Source organism: Comamonas sp. CMM03 (genome assembly GCF_019218715.1).
Classification (GTDB): domain Bacteria; phylum Pseudomonadota; class Gammaproteobacteria; order Burkholderiales; family Burkholderiaceae_C; genus Comamonas; species Comamonas terrigena.
The window spans coordinates 1,024,296-1,042,238 of sequence record NZ_JAHUXB010000001.1 but is presented as its reverse complement, the minus strand read 5'-3'; the positions used below and the strand labels follow the sequence as shown (position 1 = coordinate 1,042,238).

At 56.5% G+C, this 17,943-nt stretch carries 15 protein-coding genes; 12 read left to right on the top strand and 3 right to left on the bottom strand.

The window, feature by feature from the left end; genetic code table 11:
- Nucleotides 1-81: 81 nt before the first annotated feature.
- Nucleotides 82-354, top strand: coding sequence for a PsiF family protein (locus KW830_RS04710; protein ID WP_066534220.1), 273 nt, complete (start codon nt 82-84; stop codon nt 352-354).
- Between the two features lie 57 nt (nt 355-411).
- Here KW830_RS04710 and KW830_RS04705 read toward each other — a convergent pair whose 3' ends face one another.
- Entirely contained in the window at nt 412-2,457 is a 2,046-nt protein-coding gene (locus tag KW830_RS04705; protein WP_218332303.1) for a bifunctional diguanylate cyclase/phosphodiesterase, read from the bottom strand.
- A 264-nt stretch (nt 2,458-2,721) separates the two neighbouring features.
- Complete coding sequence (locus KW830_RS04700; RefSeq protein ID WP_066534214.1) at nt 2,722-3,363, bottom strand: GntR family transcriptional regulator; 642 nt, start codon at nt 3,361-3,363, stop codon at nt 2,722-2,724.
- Between the two features lie 120 nt (nt 3,364-3,483).
- Here KW830_RS04700 and scpA point away from each other — a divergent pair, with 120 nt between their 5' ends.
- The 11 genes from scpA (at nt 3,484) to KW830_RS04645 (ending at nt 16,599) form a co-directional block, all read left to right on the top strand.
- On the top strand, nt 3,484-5,670 hold the full coding sequence (gene scpA / locus KW830_RS04695; protein WP_218332302.1) for a methylmalonyl-CoA mutase: 2,187 nt from the start codon (nt 3,484-3,486) through the stop codon (nt 5,668-5,670).
- Between the two features lie 39 nt (nt 5,671-5,709).
- Nucleotides 5,710-6,720, top strand: a complete 1,011-nt coding sequence (gene meaB / locus KW830_RS04690; RefSeq protein ID WP_218332301.1) for a methylmalonyl Co-A mutase-associated GTPase MeaB — start codon at nt 5,710-5,712, stop codon at nt 6,718-6,720.
- Nucleotides 6,721-6,796: 76 nt separating this feature from the next.
- Nucleotides 6,797-8,332 (top strand): acyl-CoA carboxylase subunit beta, encoded by a 1,536-nt coding sequence (locus KW830_RS04685; RefSeq protein WP_218332300.1) that lies wholly within the window; start codon nt 6,797-6,799, stop codon nt 8,330-8,332.
- A gap of 29 nt (nt 8,333-8,361) precedes the next feature.
- Nucleotides 8,362-10,410 (top strand): acetyl/propionyl/methylcrotonyl-CoA carboxylase subunit alpha, encoded by a 2,049-nt coding sequence (locus KW830_RS04680; RefSeq protein ID WP_218332299.1) that lies wholly within the window; start codon nt 8,362-8,364, stop codon nt 10,408-10,410.
- 216 nt (nt 10,411-10,626) lie between these two features.
- Nucleotides 10,627-11,436: a YdcF family protein gene (locus KW830_RS04675; protein WP_255578081.1), complete on the top strand. Its 810-nt coding sequence runs from the start codon at nt 10,627-10,629 to the stop codon at nt 11,434-11,436.
- A 94-nt stretch (nt 11,437-11,530) separates the two neighbouring features.
- The gene (locus tag KW830_RS04670) at nt 11,531-12,001 is read left to right on the top strand and encodes a VOC family protein (RefSeq protein WP_218332297.1); all 471 of its coding nucleotides are present in this window, start codon (nt 11,531-11,533) and stop codon (nt 11,999-12,001) included.
- Between the two features lie 32 nt (nt 12,002-12,033).
- Nucleotides 12,034-12,327: a YciI family protein gene (locus KW830_RS04665; protein ID WP_218332296.1), complete on the top strand. Its 294-nt coding sequence runs from the start codon at nt 12,034-12,036 to the stop codon at nt 12,325-12,327.
- A gap of 397 nt (nt 12,328-12,724) precedes the next feature.
- Nucleotides 12,725-14,398, top strand: a complete 1,674-nt coding sequence (locus KW830_RS04660; protein ID WP_218332295.1) for a hypothetical protein — start codon at nt 12,725-12,727, stop codon at nt 14,396-14,398.
- A gap of 70 nt (nt 14,399-14,468) precedes the next feature.
- Entirely contained in the window at nt 14,469-15,440 is a 972-nt protein-coding gene (locus KW830_RS04655) for a glycosyltransferase family 2 protein (protein WP_255578079.1), read from the top strand.
- A 57-nt stretch (nt 15,441-15,497) separates the two neighbouring features.
- Nucleotides 15,498-15,848, top strand: coding sequence for an EamA family transporter (locus KW830_RS04650; RefSeq protein WP_115594667.1), 351 nt, complete (start codon nt 15,498-15,500; stop codon nt 15,846-15,848).
- Between the two features lie 70 nt (nt 15,849-15,918).
- Nucleotides 15,919-16,599 carry a class I SAM-dependent methyltransferase gene (locus KW830_RS04645; protein WP_218332293.1) on the top strand — a complete coding sequence of 227 codons (681 nt, stop codon included), beginning with the start codon at nt 15,919-15,921 and terminating at the stop codon, nt 16,597-16,599.
- Between the two features lie 112 nt (nt 16,600-16,711).
- On the opposite strand, the gene KW830_RS04640 is transcribed toward KW830_RS04645, so the two are convergent.
- The gene (locus KW830_RS04640) at nt 16,712-17,683 is read right to left on the bottom strand and encodes a tripartite tricarboxylate transporter substrate binding protein (protein ID WP_218332292.1); all 972 of its coding nucleotides are present in this window, start codon (nt 17,681-17,683) and stop codon (nt 16,712-16,714) included.
- Nucleotides 17,684-17,943 lie beyond the last annotated feature (260 nt).

Below are 17,943 nucleotides of genomic sequence, written 5' to 3'. Positions count from 1 at the left end.
GGCTTGTCATTGCTGGAGGGTGGGGGCTGTGCTGAAATGGCTGCGCGCCGGTCATCGGCGTGATTGCACACAACACACACCATGAAAAACTGCATCGTTCTGTCCGCACTGGTTCTGGCTGCTTCGCTGGCATCTGCTGCCGACAAGGCTCCCACAGCCCAGCAAAACCTGATGGGCACCTGCAATACCGAAGCCGCTGGCAAGAAGGGTGATGAACGCAAGGAGTTCATGAAGTCCTGCCTGTCCGACGGCAAGAAGCGCCAGCAGGAACGCATGAAGTCCTGCAATGCCGACGCCACCGGCAAGAAGGGCGACGAACGCAAGGCCTTCATGAGCGAATGCCTGAAGAAGTAAGCGGCGCAGTCGGCGCCTCTACGCCCCCCACCGTATCAGCGGTTTTTCAGGGGGCGGCTATTCTGTCGCCGGGGCGGGCGTGATGCCACTGCCCGCGGGCCTGACCGGGTGTTGTGCGAGGCGGGCAGCAGCCAGCAGAGTGGCCGCCGTGTGCCCCTGGCGCGGGTAAAGCGCCCAGCCACAGCTGGCGGACACCTGGATCACGATGGACGACAGTTCCACAGGCAGCTGCAGTGCACCGATCAGGCGGTTGCACATGATGTGCAGCCCTTCCTCATCCTTCAGCCCTGCCAGCACCACGACCAGCTCATCACTGCGCCCCCGTGCCAGCGTGTCTTCGCCACGCAGGTAGCCGCGGATGCGGTAGGCCACCTTTTCCAGCAGCTCGTCCCCCACACTGCGCCCATGAATTTCATTGATGCGGTGGAAATGGTCGAAATCGATGCTGATCACTGCCAGCTGCGTGCTATTGCGTTTGGCCGAAGGGATGGCGTGGGCGATGTGCTCGATCAGCAGCAATTCATTGGGCAGACCGGTCACGCTGTCATAAAGGGCTTTGTGTTCCAGCGCCAGCTGGGCGCGGGGGTGGAGGCTGACATCGCTGATCACCGCCACATAGTGTGTCAGGCGCTTGTGCTCATTGAGCACCGCGGTCAAGGACAGGCGCTGCGTCCAGTCACTGCCATCGGCGCGGGGCAGAACGACTTCACCTTGCCAGTTGCCATTGGCTGTGACCGCCTGCCAGATGGCCGGCATATTAATGGCCGGCTTGGCACCCTGGTACAGCGCATCGAACGGCGTGTGTACACATTCTGCGCGCGACAAGCCGGTCAGATGGACAAAGGCCGGATTGGTTTCCACTACCAGGTGGTTGGCGTCAATGATGGCAATGCCTTCGCAGGTGTGGTCAAACACGCTGGCGGCAATGCGCAGCTGTGCCTCGGTGCGTTTGCGCTCGGTCAGGTCATAGGCAAAGCCCACAAAGACCGGCCCGTCCGGGGTATCGGCCTGGCCGATGGACAGGCGCAGCGGGATATGGCGTCCATTCTTGTGCATGCCCAGCACTTCGCGGCCGGTGCCGACGATGCGCCGCTCACCGTTCTGGTGATAGCGTTCCAGATAGCCATCGTGTTGTTCCGCCAGGGCGGAGGGCATCAGCAGCTTCAGATTGCGGCCGATGATGTCGCTGGCTTTCCAGCCGAAGATCCGTTCGGCAGCGGGGTTGAAGCTTTGCACCAGACCCTGGCCATCGATGGTGATGACGGCATCCACTGCGGTGCTGGCCATAGTCTGCAGACGTGACTCGCTGCGCTGCACCTGCAGCCACAGACCGCGGTAACGCAATGCAGCACTGGCCAGTGCCATCAGGCCGAACATCACTGCGCAGATACCGATGACCAGCAAGGCCAGGCCATGGCTGAAGCTGGTATCGTCCAGGCCCGGCTGCACGGTGTTCCCCACAAAGCGGGCTGCCGACATGGAGATGTAGTGCATGCCCGTGATGGCCCCCCCCAGCACCACCGACGGCAGCACCAGCCGCTGCCAGATGGGGCTGTGGCTGCGATGGACCATGCGGTTCCACAGCACCAGTGCGCTCACTGCCATGAGTATGGCAACGGCCAGCGAAGCGGCGAACAGCCAGGGGTCGTAGCGCAGATCGGCGGACATGTGCATGGCCGACATGCCGCTGTAGTGCATCAGCGCAATGCCCATCCCTACCACCACGCCGGCCGCCAGCAGCCGGAGCAGGCTGGACTGCGGGGCCAGCAGGTGGCGCAGCGCCAGCCAGGACGCAAACAGCCCGGGGAGCATGGATGCCAGGGTCACGCCCAGGTGGTAGTGCACATCCACCGGCAGCTCCAGGGCCAGCATGCCGATGAAATGCATGGACCAGATGCCCAGGCCCAGCGTGCCGCAGCCGCACAGCAGTGCCACCTGCCGTTGGAAGCGACCCGGAGCATGCATGCCGGCCTGCACCAGGTACAGCGCCAGCACCGAGGCGGCAATCGCCACGGCAATCGACAGAATCACCAGCAAAGAGTCATGCCGCACATGCAGCAAATGCTCCGGCTGGCCTTGCAGCAAAAAGAAATTCGAAAGCAACGTGACTCCTTGGTGCAGTGGCATGTATGCGGCACGTGCAACGTGGCGTCCAGGTCCTGCAGCGCCGCACACAGCATGGCCCACACAGTGTCCACATGGCGGTGCGTGCGCGGGGCGCAGGACGGGACGTCGCTCGGCAGCAGCAGTGCCAGCTTAGGGGTGGGCAAGAAGGGCGCCAATCCCGTCGGGCCGAATGGATGCCCGAGATGACAATTGGTGGCATTTACCGCGTGACGACGCAGCCCACAGGCAAAAAGCAGTCTGTCAGGCGGCCGCGCGCAAGCCGTTGCGGAAATGCAGTTGCATGGCCCGGCGCGCGCCTTCGCTGTCGCGCTGGTGCAAGGCCTGGAGAATGTTGCGGTGCTCCTGCAGGCTGTCGTGGATGCGGCCGGTCTTAAACAGGGACTGGTGGCGGTTGAGTTTCATCACCTTGCGCAGGTCATCCACCACCTGGTTGCGCCAGCGGTTGTTGGCCACAGTGAGCAAGGCCATATGAAAACGCTCGTTGACGGCAAAGAAGTGCTCCGCATCGTCGACAGCGGCCTCCAGCTCATCGTGCAAGGCCTGCAGCTCTGCCAGCTGGGCAGGGGTGGCCAGGGTCGCAACCACGCCGGCCGCATCGCTCTCCAACAAGGAGAGCAGGTGGTACACGTCCTTGAGATCGGTCTCCGAGACCTCGGTCACATAGGCGCCGCGGCGAGGCTTCATGGTCACCAGGCCTTCGGCGGCCAGCACTTTCAACGCTTCGCGCAGCGGCGTGCGGCTGATGCCGAATTCCTCGGCGATCTTGAGCTCATCGATCCAGCTGCCGGGTTCCAGCGCACGTTGAAAAATGCGCTGCCGCAATTGTTCGGCAACTTCAACATACAGAGCACGGGGAGTAAACAGGGCAGGGGAATGGGACATGTGCCGCTAATTGTAAAGGCTCGTCAGTTTCGGTTCGGGTTGTGCATTCATAATTATGAATAATGTACACTCTCGCGCATTGAGCGATTCACTGCAACCTTTTTTGGATCATCGTTTCCCATGAGCCACGATTCCCAAGCCGCGCAGGGCGCAGCCCAGCCTGACGATTTCACCCAATCCAGCCTGAGAGACTGGGCCAAGGCCGCTGCCAAGGCGGCTCCTGGCGGCGATGTGGAAGCCCTGAACTGGGTGACGCCGGATGGCATCACGGTCAAGCCCTTGTATACGGCCGAGGACACGGCGGCCTTGCCCTATACCAATACGCTGCCGGGTTTCGAGCCCTATATCCGCGGCCCCCAGGCCACCATGTATGCCGGCCGCCCCTGGACGATCCGCCAGTACGCAGGCTTTTCTACCGCCGAAGAGTCCAACGCCTTCTACCGCAAGGCACTGGCAGCCGGCGGTCAAGGCGTGTCGGTGGCTTTCGATCTGGCCACGCACCGCGGCTATGACTCCGACCATCCCCGCGTGACCGGTGACGTGGGCAAGGCCGGTGTGGCGATTGATTCGGTCGAGGACATGAAGGTGCTGTTCGACCAGATCCCCCTGGACAAGGTGTCCGTCTCCATGACCATGAACGGTGCCGTGCTGCCGGTGCTGGCCGGCTACGTGGTGGCGGCAGAAGAGCAGGGCGTGAGCCAGGACCAGCTGGCCGGAACGATTCAGAACGACATTCTGAAAGAGTTCATGGTGCGCAACACCTATATCTACCCGCCCAAGCCTTCGATGAAGATCATTGGCGACATCATCGAGTACACGAGCCAGAACATGCCCAAGTTCAACTCGATCTCGATTTCGGGCTATCACATGCAGGAAGCCGGCGCCAACCAGGCGCTGGAGATGGCTTTCACGCTGGCCGACGGCAAGGAATATGTGAAAACGGCCATTGCCAAGGGCATGGACGTGGATGCGTTTGCCGGTCGCCTGTCCTTCTTCTGGGCCGTGGGCATGAACTTCTACCTGGAAGTGGCCAAGATGCGTGCCGCGCGCCTGCTGTGGTGCCGCATCATGAAGGGCTTCGATGCCAAGAACCCCAAGAGCCTGATGCTGCGCACGCACAGCCAGACCTCGGGCTGGTCGCTGACGGAGCAGGACCCCTACAACAACGTGGTGCGCACCACGATCGAAGCCATGGCCGCCGTGTTTGGTGGCACCCAGTCCCTGCACACCAATGCACTGGACGAGGCGATTGCCTTGCCCACGGAATTTTCTGCCCGCATTGCCCGCAACACCCAGCTGATCATCCAGGAAGAAACCCACATCACCAATGTGATCGACCCCTGGGCGGGTTCTTACATGATGGAAAAGCTGACCCAGGAAATGGCTGACAAGGCCTGGGCCATCATCGAGGAAGTGGACGCCATGGGCGGCATGACGGCCGCCGTGGATTCCGGGTGGGCCAAGCTCAAGATCGAAGCCGCGGCGGCCGAAAAGCAGGCCCGCATCGATTCCGGCAAGGAAGTCATTGTCGGCGTCAACAAGTACAAGCTGGCCAAGGAAGATCCGGTCGACATTCTGGAAGTGGACAACGTCAAGGTGCGTGACAGCCAGATTGCCAGCCTGAAGAACATCAAGGCCAAACGCGACCAGCAGGCGGTGGATGCCGCCCTGGCCGCGCTCACCGCGGCGGCAGACACCGGCAACGGCAATCTGCTGGACCTGTCCATCAAGGCCGTGCGCCTGCGCGCCACCGTGGGTGAAATCTCCGACGCGCTGGAAAAGTCCTTCGGCCGCCACCGCGCCGATACGCAAAAGGTGACCGGTGTGTACGCTGCCGCTTACGACTCGGCCGAAGGCTGGGACAAGCTCAAGGAAGAGATCAACACCGCTTCCGGCGCCCTGGGCCGCCGTCCCCGCGTGATGATCGCCAAGCTGGGCCAGGACGGCCATGACCGTGGGGCCAAGGTGGTGGCCACCGCCTTTGCCGACCTGGGCTTTGACGTGGACATGGGTCCGCTGTTCCAGACTCCGGAAGAGTGTGCCCGCCAGGCCATCGAAAACGATGTGCACGCCGTGGGTGTGTCCACGCTGGCAGCCGGCCACAAGACCCTGGTGCCGGCCATCATTGCCGAATTGAAAAAGCAGGGCGCGGACGACATCATCGTCTTCGTCGGCGGGGTGATCCCGGCCCAGGACTACGACTACCTGTTCAACGCCGGCGTCAAGGGGGTGTATGGCCCCGGCACGCCAATCCCTGCCAGCGCCAAGCATGTGCTGGAGCAGATCAAGCAGGCCCACAACCTGTAATCTGTCGCTGATACCGAGACAGAGCAAAGGCGATCTGCTGTGACCCCTGAGCAAATGCAAGACGGCATTCTGCGCGGCAATCCTGCCGTGCGGCGCCGCGCCATGGCCAAGGCCATCACCTTGCTGGAATCCTCGCGCCCCGACCACCGGGAGCAGGCCGATGGCTTGCTTACGGCCCTGCTGCCGCACACCGGCAAGGCATTCCGCCTGGGCATCAGCGGTGTGCCCGGCGTGGGCAAGTCCACCTTCATCGAAGCCCTGGGCCTGTACCTGATCGGGCAGGGGCTGAAGGTGGCGGTGCTGGCCATCGACCCGTCGTCCACCGTCTCCGGTGGCTCCATCCTGGGGGACAAGACCCGCATGGAGCAGCTGTCGATGCGGCTGGAAGCCTATATCCGCCCCAGCCCGTCCAGCGGCACCCTGGGGGGGGTGGCAGAGAAGACCCGCGAAGCCATGCTGGTCTGCGAGGCCGCAGGCTACGACGTGGTGATCGTCGAAACCGTGGGCGTGGGCCAGAGCGAGATTGCCGTACACGGCATGACCGACATGTTCTGCGTGCTGCAGCTGCCCAATGCGGGCGACGATCTGCAGGCGATCAAGAAAGGCGTGATGGAGCTCGCTGACCTGGTGGTCATCAACAAGGCCGATATCGACCCCAACGCCGCAACGCGGGCGCAGGCCCAGATCACATCCAGCCTGCGGCTGCTGGGCATGCATGGCAAACCCGACCACGCCAGCACCGGCGCACTGTGGCAGCCGCGGGTGCTGCAGATCAGCGCCTTGCTGGGGCAGGGGGTGGAAGGCTTCTGGGCAGCGGTTTCCAGCTTCCAGGACCTGCAGACCCGCAACGGCCGTCTGGCACAGCGCCGCGAAAAGCAGTCGCTGGCCTGGATGTGGGAGCGCATCGACTTTGGCCTCAAGCAGGCTTTTCGCCAACACCCGCAGGTGCAGGCGCTGCTGCCGGCCCTGCAGGCCGATGTGGCCGCCGGGCGTATTGCGGCCAGCACGGCAGCACGACATCTGCTGTCTGCGCAATCCAGTAGTGCGTAGACAGCCCAACCGAATCACAGCAGACGCCGTACAGGCCGAGCGAGACACACAACCCAAATCACGTTAGAGGACAAGCATGCAAGAAGACATCCTGAAGCAGCTGGAAGCCAAGCGAGAACTCGCTCGGCTGGGTGGGGGACAAAAGCGCATCGACGCGCAGCACAAGAAGGGCAAGCTGACGGCGCGCGAACGCATCGAGCTGCTGCTTGACGACGGCACCTTCGAAGAGTGGGACATGTTCGTGGAGCACCGTTGCACGGACTTCGGCATGGAAAACACCAAGATCCCCGGCGACGGCGTGGTCACCGGCTACGGCATGATCAACGGCCGTCTGGTCTTTGTGTTCAGCCAGGATTTCACGGTCTTCGGCGGTGCACTCTCCGAAACCCATGCCGAGAAGATCTGCAAGGTGATGGACCAGGCCATGAAGGTTGGCGCCCCCGTGATCGGCCTGAACGACTCGGGCGGTGCACGCATCCAGGAGGGCGTGGCCTCTCTGGGCGGCTATGCCGATGTGTTCCAGAAGAATGTGTTGGCGTCGGGCGTGGTGCCCCAGATCTCCATGATCATGGGCCCCAGCGCCGGTGGCGCAGTGTACTCCCCCGCCATGACCGACTTCATCTTCATGGTCAAGGACAGCTCCTATATGTTCGTGACCGGCCCTGAAGTCGTGAAGACCGTGACCCACGAAGAAGTCACGGCCGAAGAACTGGGCGGTGCCATCACCCACACCACCAAGAGCGGTGTGGCCGATATGGCCTTTGACAACGACGTCGAAGCACTGATGATGCTGCGGCGCCTCTACAACTACCTGCCGCTGAACAACCGCGAAAAAGCGCCTGTGCGCATCAGCACCGATCCCGTAAACCGTGCCGAAATGTCGCTGGATACGCTGGTACCGGAGAATCCCAACAAGCCCTATGACATGAAGGAGCTGATTTTCAAGACCGTGGACGATGGCGACTTCTTCGAGCTGCAGCCCGAATATGCCAAGAACATCCTGATCGGTTTTGCCCGCATGGCCGGCCAGACCGTAGGCATTGTGGCCAACCAGCCCCTGGTGCTGGCGGGCTGCCTGGACATCAAGTCCTCCATCAAGGCAGCGCGCTTTGTGCGCTTCTGTGATGCCTTCAACATCCCGGTGGTCACGTTCGTGGACGTGCCCGGCTTCATGCCCGGCACCTCGCAGGAATATGGCGGCATCATCAAGCACGGCGCCAAGCTGCTGTACGCCTATGCGGAAGCCACCGTGCCCAAGATCACCGTCATCACGCGCAAGGCCTATGGCGGCGCGTACGACGTGATGGCCTCCAAGCATCTGCGCGGCGATGTGAACCTGGCCTGGCCCCACGCCGAAATCGCCGTGATGGGCGCCAAGGGCGCCGTGGAAATCATCTTCCGCGAAGACAAGAACGACCCCGAAAAACTCGCTGCACGCGAAGCCGAATACAAGGCCCGTTTTGCCAACCCGTTCGTGGCCGGCGCACGTGGCTTCATCGACGATGTGGTTCAGCCGCACGAGACGCGCAAGCGCATCTGCCGTTCGCTGGAAATGCTCAAGAACAAGCAGCTGGAAAATCCGTGGCGCAAGCACGGAAACATTCCGCTCTAAGAAGAACAAGAACCAGGAGAACTCACACCATGTTTACCAAGATCCTGATTGCCAACCGCGGCGAAATCGCCTGCCGCGTGATCGCCACCGCCCGCAAGATGGGCATCCAGACAGTGGCGGTCTATTCCGACGCCGACAAGGATGCCCGCCATGTGAAGCTGGCCGACGAGGCCGTGCACATTGGCGCCGCGCCCAGCCGGGAGTCCTATCTGCTGGGCGACCGCATCATCGCCGCCTGCAAGTCCACCGGCGCCCAGGCCGTGCACCCGGGCTACGGTTTCCTGTCGGAAAACGAAGCCTTTGCCAAGCGCTGCGAAGACGAGGGCATCGCCTTCATCGGCCCCAAGGCGCATTCGATCGCGGCCATGGGGGACAAGATCGCCTCCAAGAAGCTGGCCGGTGAGGCCCAGGTCAATACCATCCCGGGCTACAACGACGCCATCGAGAATGCGGAAAAGGCCGTCGGCATTGCCCAGGGCATCGGCTATCCGGTGATGATCAAGGCTTCCGCTGGCGGCGGCGGCAAGGGCCTGCGCGTGGCCTACAACGACAAGGAGGCACTGGAAGGCTTTACCGCCTGCCAGAACGAAGCCCGCAACAGCTTTGGCGATGACCGCATCTTCATCGAGAAGTTTGTGCAGGAGCCGCGCCACATCGAAATCCAGATCCTGGGCGACAGCCACGGCAATGTGGTGTACCTGAACGAGCGCGAATGCTCCATCCAGCGCCGCCACCAGAAGGTGATCGAAGAGGCGCCCAGCCCCTTCATCAGCGACGCCACCCGCAAGGCCATGGGCGAGCAGGCCGTGGCACTGGCCAAGGCCGTGAAGTACGAAAGCGCCGGCACCGTGGAGTTTGTGGTCGGCAAGGACCAGGATTTCTACTTCCTGGAAATGAACACCCGCCTGCAGGTGGAACATCCCGTGACCGAATGCATCACCGGCCTGGACCTGGTGGAGCAGATGATCCGCGTGGCCGCCGGTGAAAAGCTGGCTTTTACCCAGACGGACGTGAAGCGCGACGGCTGGGCCATCGAGTGCCGCATCAACGCCGAAGACCCGTTCCGCAACTTCCTGCCTTCGACCGGCCGCCTGGTGCGTTTCCAGCCCCCCGAGCAGACCATGTGGCAGGCCAACACCCAGAGCCTGCAGGGCGTGCGCGTGGACACCGGCGTGTTTGAAGGCGGCGAGATCCCGATGTTCTATGACTCGATGATTGCCAAACTCATCGTGCACGGCAAGGACCGCAACGACGCCATTGCCAAGATGCGTGAAGCCCTGAACGGCTTTGCCATCCGCGGCATCAGCTCGAACATTCCGTTCCAGGCGGCGCTGCTGGCACACCCGGATTTCGTCTCGGGCAAGTTCAATACTGGCTTCATCGCCCAGCACTATGCGCACGGCTTCCATGCCGAAGACGTGCCGCACGCCGATCCGGACTTCTTGGTCGCACTGGCCATGTTCCGCAACCGCCGCTACCGCGCTCGGGCATCGACCATCACCGGTCAGATGCAGGGCCACCAGGTGCATGTGGGCCACCAGTACACGGCGGTGATACTGGGTGGAGAAGGCAAGCACCAGTACGTGAGCGGCGAGGTGACTGACTTTGACGCAGAAGCCCGTGTATGCAACGTGGTGGTCAACGGCAAGACCTACGAGATGCGCAGCAACGCCGACATCCGTGACTTGGTGGTGCGGGGCAGTTGCAACGGCAAGCCCTTCACCTGCCAGATCGAGCGCGGCACGGCCAAGAACCCGTTGGCTCTGCGTGTGATCCACAACGGCACGCAAGCCGACGTGCTGGTGCTGTCGCCCAAGGGCGCCACACTGCACCAGCTCATGCCCTACAAGGCTCCGCCAGATCTGTCCAAGTTCCTGCTCTCGCCCATGCCCGGACTGCTGGTCGACGTGGCAGTGCAACCCGGTCAGAAGGTGCAAGCCGGTGAAAAGCTGGCGGTCATCGAAGCCATGAAGATGGAGAACATCCTGTTTGCCGTACAGGACGGCGTGGTGAGCAAGATCAGCGCCGCCAAGGGCGATTCGCTGGCCGTGGACGACATCATTCTGGAATTCGAATGATGGCGGCAGACGTGGCAGTGCCGACATGGCGTTGCGCCGCCACGCTCTGGTCTGTGTGATGGGCCCGCGTGGTTGGTGCCGCGCGGGCTTTTCATCAGGCACACTCGGAAGGTAACAACTGGTTGCAGTTAAGCTCTGCAATATCCGTCAAAACCACCTTCCGCGCACCCGGTACTTGCGCATGCAGCTATGTATTTGAAAGCCCCTTTGGCCACCTTGTCATCGTCCACCTCCAGCCGCAGCCCTGGTCAACGCCTGCAGCGCACGCTGCTGTCCCTGGTCAGTGCCGTGCTGCTGGCCGATGCCGTGGTGCTGATGATGTGGAACCACTTCAATGTGGGCGTGGTGGTGCCGGGAACGCTTGGCGCCGTGGGGGCCTTGCTGGCCTGGCTGTGGCCGGAAGTGCAGCGCTGGCGCCATAGCAAGCGCAGTCACGCCGCCTTGTGGAAATGGGGCTGGATCCTGCTGGCACTGTGGGTGCTGAGCGTGCTGATCTTCTGGAGCCGCTTGCTGGGCATCGGCGTGCCCCCCGCGCAAGTGCCTGCAGTGGAGGCCATCGTGGTGCTGGGCAGTGGCACGCAGGACGGCCGGCCGCGCCCGGTCCTTCAGGAACGTCTGGACACGGCGGCCCAGCTGGCGCGCCTGCAGCCCATGGCCTTGATCGCCGTGTGCGGCGGCATCGACTGGGGTGAAACCGAAAGCGAAGCCGCCGTGATGGCCCGCTATCTGATGGAGCGCCACAGCATTTCACCTGAACGCCTCGTGATGGAAGGCGAAAGCACCAGCACCGAATTGAATCTGCAACTCAGCCGCCCACTGCTGCAAGAGCGCGGCGTCGACGCCACCGCGCCCATGGCCATGGTCAGCAGCGACTTTCATTTGATGCGTGCCATGGGCATGGCCCGCCAGCAAGGTCTGACCGGCATGGTGCCCGTGGCTGCGGCCACCCCTCTGGCCACACGCTACAACGCCTGGCTGCGGGAATACTTCGCCATGCTCAGCAGCTGGGCGCTGGGCGAGGTGTGAAGGCGAGGGCGGGGCGTGTGGTGATTTTTTGAATCCAATTGGCGGCCTGTACTGAACAGCAAAGCACAGGCCGCAACCCCATAAGGAGTATTTCATGGCTGCAAACACTCGCCCTTTCAAAGTGCTGGGCATCCAGCAAGTCGCTATCGGCGGCACCGACAAGGGCCGCATGAAGAGGCTGTGGGTAGACATGCTGGGCCTGGAACAGACCGGCACCTTCCAAAGCGAGCGGGAGAACGTGGACGAAGACATTCTCGCCATGGGCAAGGGTGCCATGAAGGTGGAAGTGGACATCATGCAGCCCATGGACATCGACAAAAAGCCTGCCGTGCACGCCACGCCGCTGAACCACATCGGTCTGTGGATCGACGACCTGCCCAAGGCTGTGGAATGGCTGACCGCCAACGGCGTGCGCTTCGCACCCGGCGGCATCCGCAAGGGTGCTGCGGGCTATGACATCACTTTTCTGCACCCCAAGAGCAACGACGAATTCCCCATTGCCGGAGAGGGCGTGCTGATCGAGCTGGTACAGGCGCCTGCGGACGTGATTGCTGCGCTGAGCTGATAAGCCCAACCAGCTACACGCAGAGCACCGCCATGCGCTGGATTGCCATTTTTACCGACACACCAGACATGCTGGCGGTGCGTGCGCAATGGGGCAACGCACATTTGGCGTATCTGGACCAGCACCGCGATGAGATCGTGCTGGCTGGAGGTTGCCGCCACAGTCCCGAGGGCGATTACGTTGGCGGCCTGTGGATTCTGGATGTACCCGACCGTGCCCGGGCCGTGCAACTGGTCGAGCAAGACCCGTACTTTATCTACGGCGCACGCCATTACGAACTGCGCACCTGGGGCAAGGCGTTTGCCGACAGGGTGGTGCCACTTTAACCGGGTTCTGCGGCCGCAAGAGTCCTGAGCGGCATGGGATGCCACTGCTGCGGGCGCGGTCCTACCGGCTTGCTTTTCGTCACAGCGCAGACCGCAGCGATGCATTCGTTGCAATGCAATTCCAGCCCCAGCCAGTCGGTAATGCCCCTTTCGCGGCGGCCTATGACACAGATGAACGGCGTGTGTGCAGAGAGACCTCCGATGTCTGTTGACGTTCAGCGATTTCTTGGGATTTCACAGCCGAATCGCCCAAACCGTGTGGTTGCCGTCCGTGCTGCTGCATGTATCTGATCTACCTTGACAGTCGCGTATGATCAGGACGCAAAATTTCAAGCCCACCTGTCTATGCGGTCAGTGCGTGCTTTCTTTATAAGATATTAATTGAGTTGACAACAATATGCCATATGTAGTTTTATTATTAATGAGTATTCCATTATTTTTTATATATGGCAAAAATTGCAATGGAAAAGTGGAATTGTTGACTTCATCAATAATTTCTGCATTGGTTATTATTTGTTTGATACCTATCTTTACTCATTTTATTGGGGTTGAATCCAGAATTTTTTATTACTATGTAGTGGCTGCCGTCCTATGTTTTTTTGCCTTCAAACAAAAAAATAAAATTCCATCCTTAAAGATGGAGCGTGCAGATTATGTGATGGTTTTATTTTTGGCTATTATTTTTATAATATTCTTCTTTCACAGTAAACTGGGGAAAGAAGTCCATTTTATATCGGTGGATCCTGTTGGCCATTTCGACATGGCTCTGACGTTTGCAAAGAACAAATATCTGCTCATAGACAAGCAGAGCGAGCTATTCAGTTACACAACCTATCCCCCATTTTTTTACACAGTCGCTGGATTTTTATTTGGCGATGTTCTTAATAAGAATAATATCGATTTTTTACTTCAATTCAATGTGTTTAATTTTTTCTTGCTGACAATTCTGGCTGTGCAAATATTCTGTGTTTGTAAGGCAATCACGCCAAATAATTTGTGGTTGGCATTATTTTTCTCAATCCTTATCATCATTGGTCACCCTCTAGACATATATTTCAGCGGCTACGCTGCGCAGATGCTGGGGTTGATTTTTATTGTTGGGATCACTGCATCCCTTATTTCCCCTTATGAAAAATCTCCGCGAATCTTGCAAAATGTATTATTGCTGGGATTGTATCTTTCATACTTTTATTATATCCCATTTGTTGTTCTTGCATTGTTTTTGCATGCATATAAAAATAATAAGGAACTGAAGCTAACTGATTTAATTATTAAATTTGCAGTTTATTTCTTGCCTTCTGCCATTTTAGCGATGCCGATGATTCCATACTATCTGGAAGCATCGAAAGCGATATCCGTAAGTGGAGCAATGTTTACCGATGTATATTTGAGCTTTCTTATTTTTATACCCGGCATATTCCTTCTGCTAAGCAAGCGTAATTATAAGAATGTTGAGTTCTTTTTGATTTCAGCATTGCTTTTTGCTGTGGTAATGTTTGCATTAAGAGTCGCCAATATATCGTCGGTATACTATTTTTTTAAGATATATTCTGTAATTTATATTTTTATGGGTTTTTGCGCCTTAAAAGCAATTTCTTCGAAAAGCTACCAAAAAATAATATATTCCTACCTGTTTTCGGCACTTCCGTTATTGGTTTTGGCGCCTAAGATACAGATCGATTTGCTGTCGACAAAAAACTACTTTGTCATGGAATCAAATCTTAAATTTCTTTTTAAGAATAAAATATTTGATACAGAGCAATTGCTTTTGATATCAAATCTGAACAACTTATCTAAGCCAGAAGACAGTGTTTGCATGGCTTCCGAAAGTCCATTGCAGTTGATGTGGTTTGTCGAGTTAACGAATGGGAAATACTTTAGGGGGCATGGCGACACCAAGCATCTCTGGATGAAAGATGCTACCTGGCAGGATATGAATCAAGATGCGCAATGTAAATTGCCGAACTATGATTACATAGTTGATTTTTCTTGCAATGCAAGAGATCTCCATAAATTGGTTGAAAATCCAGCTGGATGCATATTTAAAAGTCAATCCGCTTCTGGCAGTTGAAGATATAAATGTTTTTTAAACATCTGAGTGATCATGTTTTATATCAAACCATTGTATGCTGGAAAGCACCATGAAAGATAATAATAAGATTGCAGTCGTCATTCCAACATACAAGGCCAAAAGGCATATATTCAATGTGCTTGGAAAAATAGGCCCTGAGGTGGATAAGATCTATGTGGTGGACGATTTCTGCCCAGAGAATACTGGCGATTATGTAAAGGAATTATGCACTGACGATCGCGTTGTGGTCATCAAAAAATCATCCAATCAGGGTGTTGGTGCCGCGGTGATGACCGGCTATCAAGCAGGCATCCAAGATGGAATGGCTATTCTTGTCAAGATAGATAGCGATGACCAGATGGATCCATCTCTAATTCTTAACTTTGTCGCCCCTTTGGTTGAGGGGGAAGCGGACTATACAAAGGGAAATAGGTTTTTTGATCTAAGTAAAATTGGATCAATGCCTACAGCTCGATTGTTTGGTAACGCTATACTTTCTTTGATGTGCAAGCTTTCATCAGGGTATTGGAATATATTTGACCCTACGAATGGTTATACAGCCATCCATGCTAGCGTTGCAAGCCGTTTGCCATTTGAAAAAATTAGTCATCGCTATTTCTTTGAAACAGATATGCTATTCCGTTTGAATACATTGCGTGCGGTGGTCGTTGATGTACCTATGGACGCGAAATATGGCGATGAGGTGAGTAACCTTAAAATTTCAAAAATCATTGGTGAATTTGCGATCAAGCATATCCGAAATTTCTTCAAACGGATTTTTTATAATTACTATCTACGGGATATGTCGCTTGCATCTATTGAGCTCCCGCTGGGATTGATTTTGCTTGGTTTTGGGGCCATTTATGGGGGTGTACATTGGGTACATTCAGTGCAGGACGGTCAACCGACGCCTGCAGGAACTGTCATGCTAGCGGCTTTGCCTGTTCTTGCAGGCATTCAGTTGCTACTTGGATTCATTGGTCACGATGTCTCTTCTGTCCCCACCAGATCCATCCATCGCTATATTAGAAAAGATACTTGATTTGTAGAGTGAATTAAATGCAGTAATGTGTTAAATTTAAAATTTATTAGATATGATATGTCAATCCTTCAAACAATATTAATTTTTTGTACGGTATTACTTTTATCAATTGGACAAATACTATTTAAATTAGCATCCAATGATATTGAATTGAATTTTGAAAAAATAATACCATCATTATTAAATATAAAACTGGTCATCGCCTTCGTAGTTTATTCTGCTGCCACAATCCTGTGGATGATTGGTATAAAGGGGGTTCCATTGCGCCTAGCATACCCTTTTTCGGCATTGGCTTTCTTTTTTGTGCCCATGATGGCACATCATATTCTCAATGAATCCATTGGATGGAATACCTATGTTGGGGCACTTATTATTGCTCTAGGTGTCTTTATTTCTGTGTACAAATAAAATATACGAAATACAATTATATATTCATTGTGAATAAGATTTAAAATTCACTAAAAATATTCAGAATACCATGAAAAAAGATCCACCCTCATTGTGGGAGAGCGACTACTCTCAAGCTTATGATGATGCCAATTATGGAAGAAACATGACTGGCTTTGTAATGAACAAAAGTCATCAGTTGATTGAGAAAGATTTCGGGAATAGCACTTATTTCTCCAAGATCATTGAAGTTGGCGCGGGCTCTGGTGCACATCTTCCTTTCGTGAAGCATGCATATGATGAGTATCTCATGACCGATAGCAGTGTTGAGATGCTGAACTTGGCGAAGAAGAAGCACCAAAGTAACGGAAGGGTTAAATTCTCAGTATCTGGTGCAGAAAAACTGGAGTGTGCTAATAATACTTTTGATCGCCTGATTGCATCACATGTGTTGGAACATTTAAAAGAGCCTCATGAAGTATTGAAAGAATGGAACAGGGTTGTGAAACCCGGAGGAATTATCTCCATCATTCTTCCTTGTGATCCAGGTATGCTCTGGCGTCTAGGTCGGAACTTTGGCCCTAGAAGGAATGCGGAATCTGCGGGTATTCCGTATGATTACATCATGGCGAGAGAGCATGTAAACTCCATCACAAATCTAAGGGCACTGATTAACTACTATTTTGACCAGCTCAATGAGAAATGGTGGCCAACACCTATCAGCTTCACTGATATTAATTTGATTTATTGCGTCAATATAGTAAAAACTTGAATCAAAATAATAAGCTTTAAATAAAAACGCTTTATCTGCATTTTGAATTATCTTGTATACACTTTTGTCAGTGTTTACTTTGCAAATAGGGTCATTTTTATTAAATATTTTATCAATTCTTGACCTTTTCCAGACCCAGCCGCTCGATGATGACCTTCTCGCGCTGGCTCACTTCGCGGGCGAATTGGGTGTACTGCTCGCTGCTCATGTAATTGGGCAGCATGTCGTACTTGGCCAGGGCATCGATGGAGGACTTGTCCTCCAGCGCCTTTTTGAAGGCATCGTGCAGCTTTTTGACCACCTCGGGTGGTGTGCCCTTGGGGGCCACCAGGCCGTAGGGGGAGGTCTGGACGATATCGATGCCCAGTTCCTTCAGCGTGGGCACATTGGGGAAGCGTTCCATGCGCTTTTCGCCCCAGACATTCAGCAGCTTGGCCTTGCCAGATTCCACATAGGGCACAAAGGCGCTGCTGTCGGCCGCGGCCATCACATGGCCACCCAGCAGGGCCTGGGCCAGATCGGCGCTGCCTTTGAAAGGCACATGGGTCAGCTGGATACCTGCTGCTTCGGCAATGCGCTCCATGGTCAGGTGCGGGCTGGTGAGGTTGCCGCCGGCAGAGCCATAGGTAATCTTGCCGGGGTTGGCCTTGGCATAGGCCACAAAGTCCTGCCAGCTGTTGAACGGGCTGTTGGCGGGCACGGTCAGGCCAAAGGTGTAGCCCGTCAGATTGATGATGTAGCGCAGATCCTTGAGGGGGTCCCAGTTCATCTTCTGTGTGTAACCCATGCGGAAAATGCCTAATGGCGACTGGCCGATGGTGTAGCCATCAGGGGGGGACATCTGTACCGTGGTGGCGGGCAGGGTCCCGCCGGCACCGGGTTTGTTTTCCACCACGATGGGCTGTCCCAGTGTCTTGCTGGCGTGTTCGGCCATCACACGCATGGTGATGTCGGTGGGCCCACCAGCCGGGAAACCCACCTGCAGCTTGATGGGGCGAGATGGAAAATTGTCCGCAGCATGCACTGCAGGCAGGCCCGCACAGGTGGCCAACACACAGACCGACTTCCAAACCCAACGTGGCATACAGATTCCTTGGGTGCCGCAGCACCAGATTCAGTGGAGGAGAAGCATCACTTTGGGTTTGTGCAGCAAAGGCTTTGGCATCACCAGGGTGCGAACCCTAGGGCGCAGATGCGTGCTAGCGCGGATCGGGAATGCATGCATTGGCATGGCTCCCCATCGGCGTGCACCCGTGAAATGCCAGGGCCGTCTGCGACGTGCAGGCGGTGCTTCACCGCAGCAGCAAGGCCGCAAAAGATAGGTGGATGCGGTCTGGGATCCCC

Excerpts from the sequence above, each read along its gene's own strand:
- KW830_RS04660 (WP_218332295.1), top strand. The coding sequence starts at position 12,725 with ATGCCATATGTAGTTTTATTATTAATGAGTATTCCATTATTTTTTATA.
- KW830_RS04655 (WP_255578079.1), top strand. The coding sequence starts at position 14,469 with ATGAAAGATAATAATAAGATTGCAGTCGTCATTCCAACATACAAGGCC.
- KW830_RS04680 (WP_218332299.1), top strand. The coding sequence starts at position 8,362 with ATGTTTACCAAGATCCTGATTGCCAACCGCGGCGAAATCGCCTGCCGC.
- KW830_RS04650 (WP_115594667.1), top strand. The coding sequence starts at position 15,498 with ATGTCAATCCTTCAAACAATATTAATTTTTTGTACGGTATTACTTTTA.
- KW830_RS04685 (WP_218332300.1), top strand. The coding sequence starts at position 6,797 with ATGCAAGAAGACATCCTGAAGCAGCTGGAAGCCAAGCGAGAACTCGCT.
- KW830_RS04640 (WP_218332292.1), bottom strand. The coding sequence starts at position 17,683 with ATGCCACGTTGGGTTTGGAAGTCGGTCTGTGTGTTGGCCACCTGTGCG.
- KW830_RS04700 (WP_066534214.1), bottom strand. The coding sequence starts at position 3,363 with ATGTCCCATTCCCCTGCCCTGTTTACTCCCCGTGCTCTGTATGTTGAA.
- scpA (WP_218332302.1), top strand. The coding sequence starts at position 3,484 with ATGAGCCACGATTCCCAAGCCGCGCAGGGCGCAGCCCAGCCTGACGAT.
- KW830_RS04645 (WP_218332293.1), top strand. The coding sequence starts at position 15,919 with ATGAAAAAAGATCCACCCTCATTGTGGGAGAGCGACTACTCTCAAGCT.
- KW830_RS04665 (WP_218332296.1), top strand. The coding sequence starts at position 12,034 with ATGCGCTGGATTGCCATTTTTACCGACACACCAGACATGCTGGCGGTG.
- KW830_RS04710 (WP_066534220.1), top strand. The coding sequence starts at position 82 with ATGAAAAACTGCATCGTTCTGTCCGCACTGGTTCTGGCTGCTTCGCTG.
- KW830_RS04670 (WP_218332297.1), top strand. The coding sequence starts at position 11,531 with ATGGCTGCAAACACTCGCCCTTTCAAAGTGCTGGGCATCCAGCAAGTC.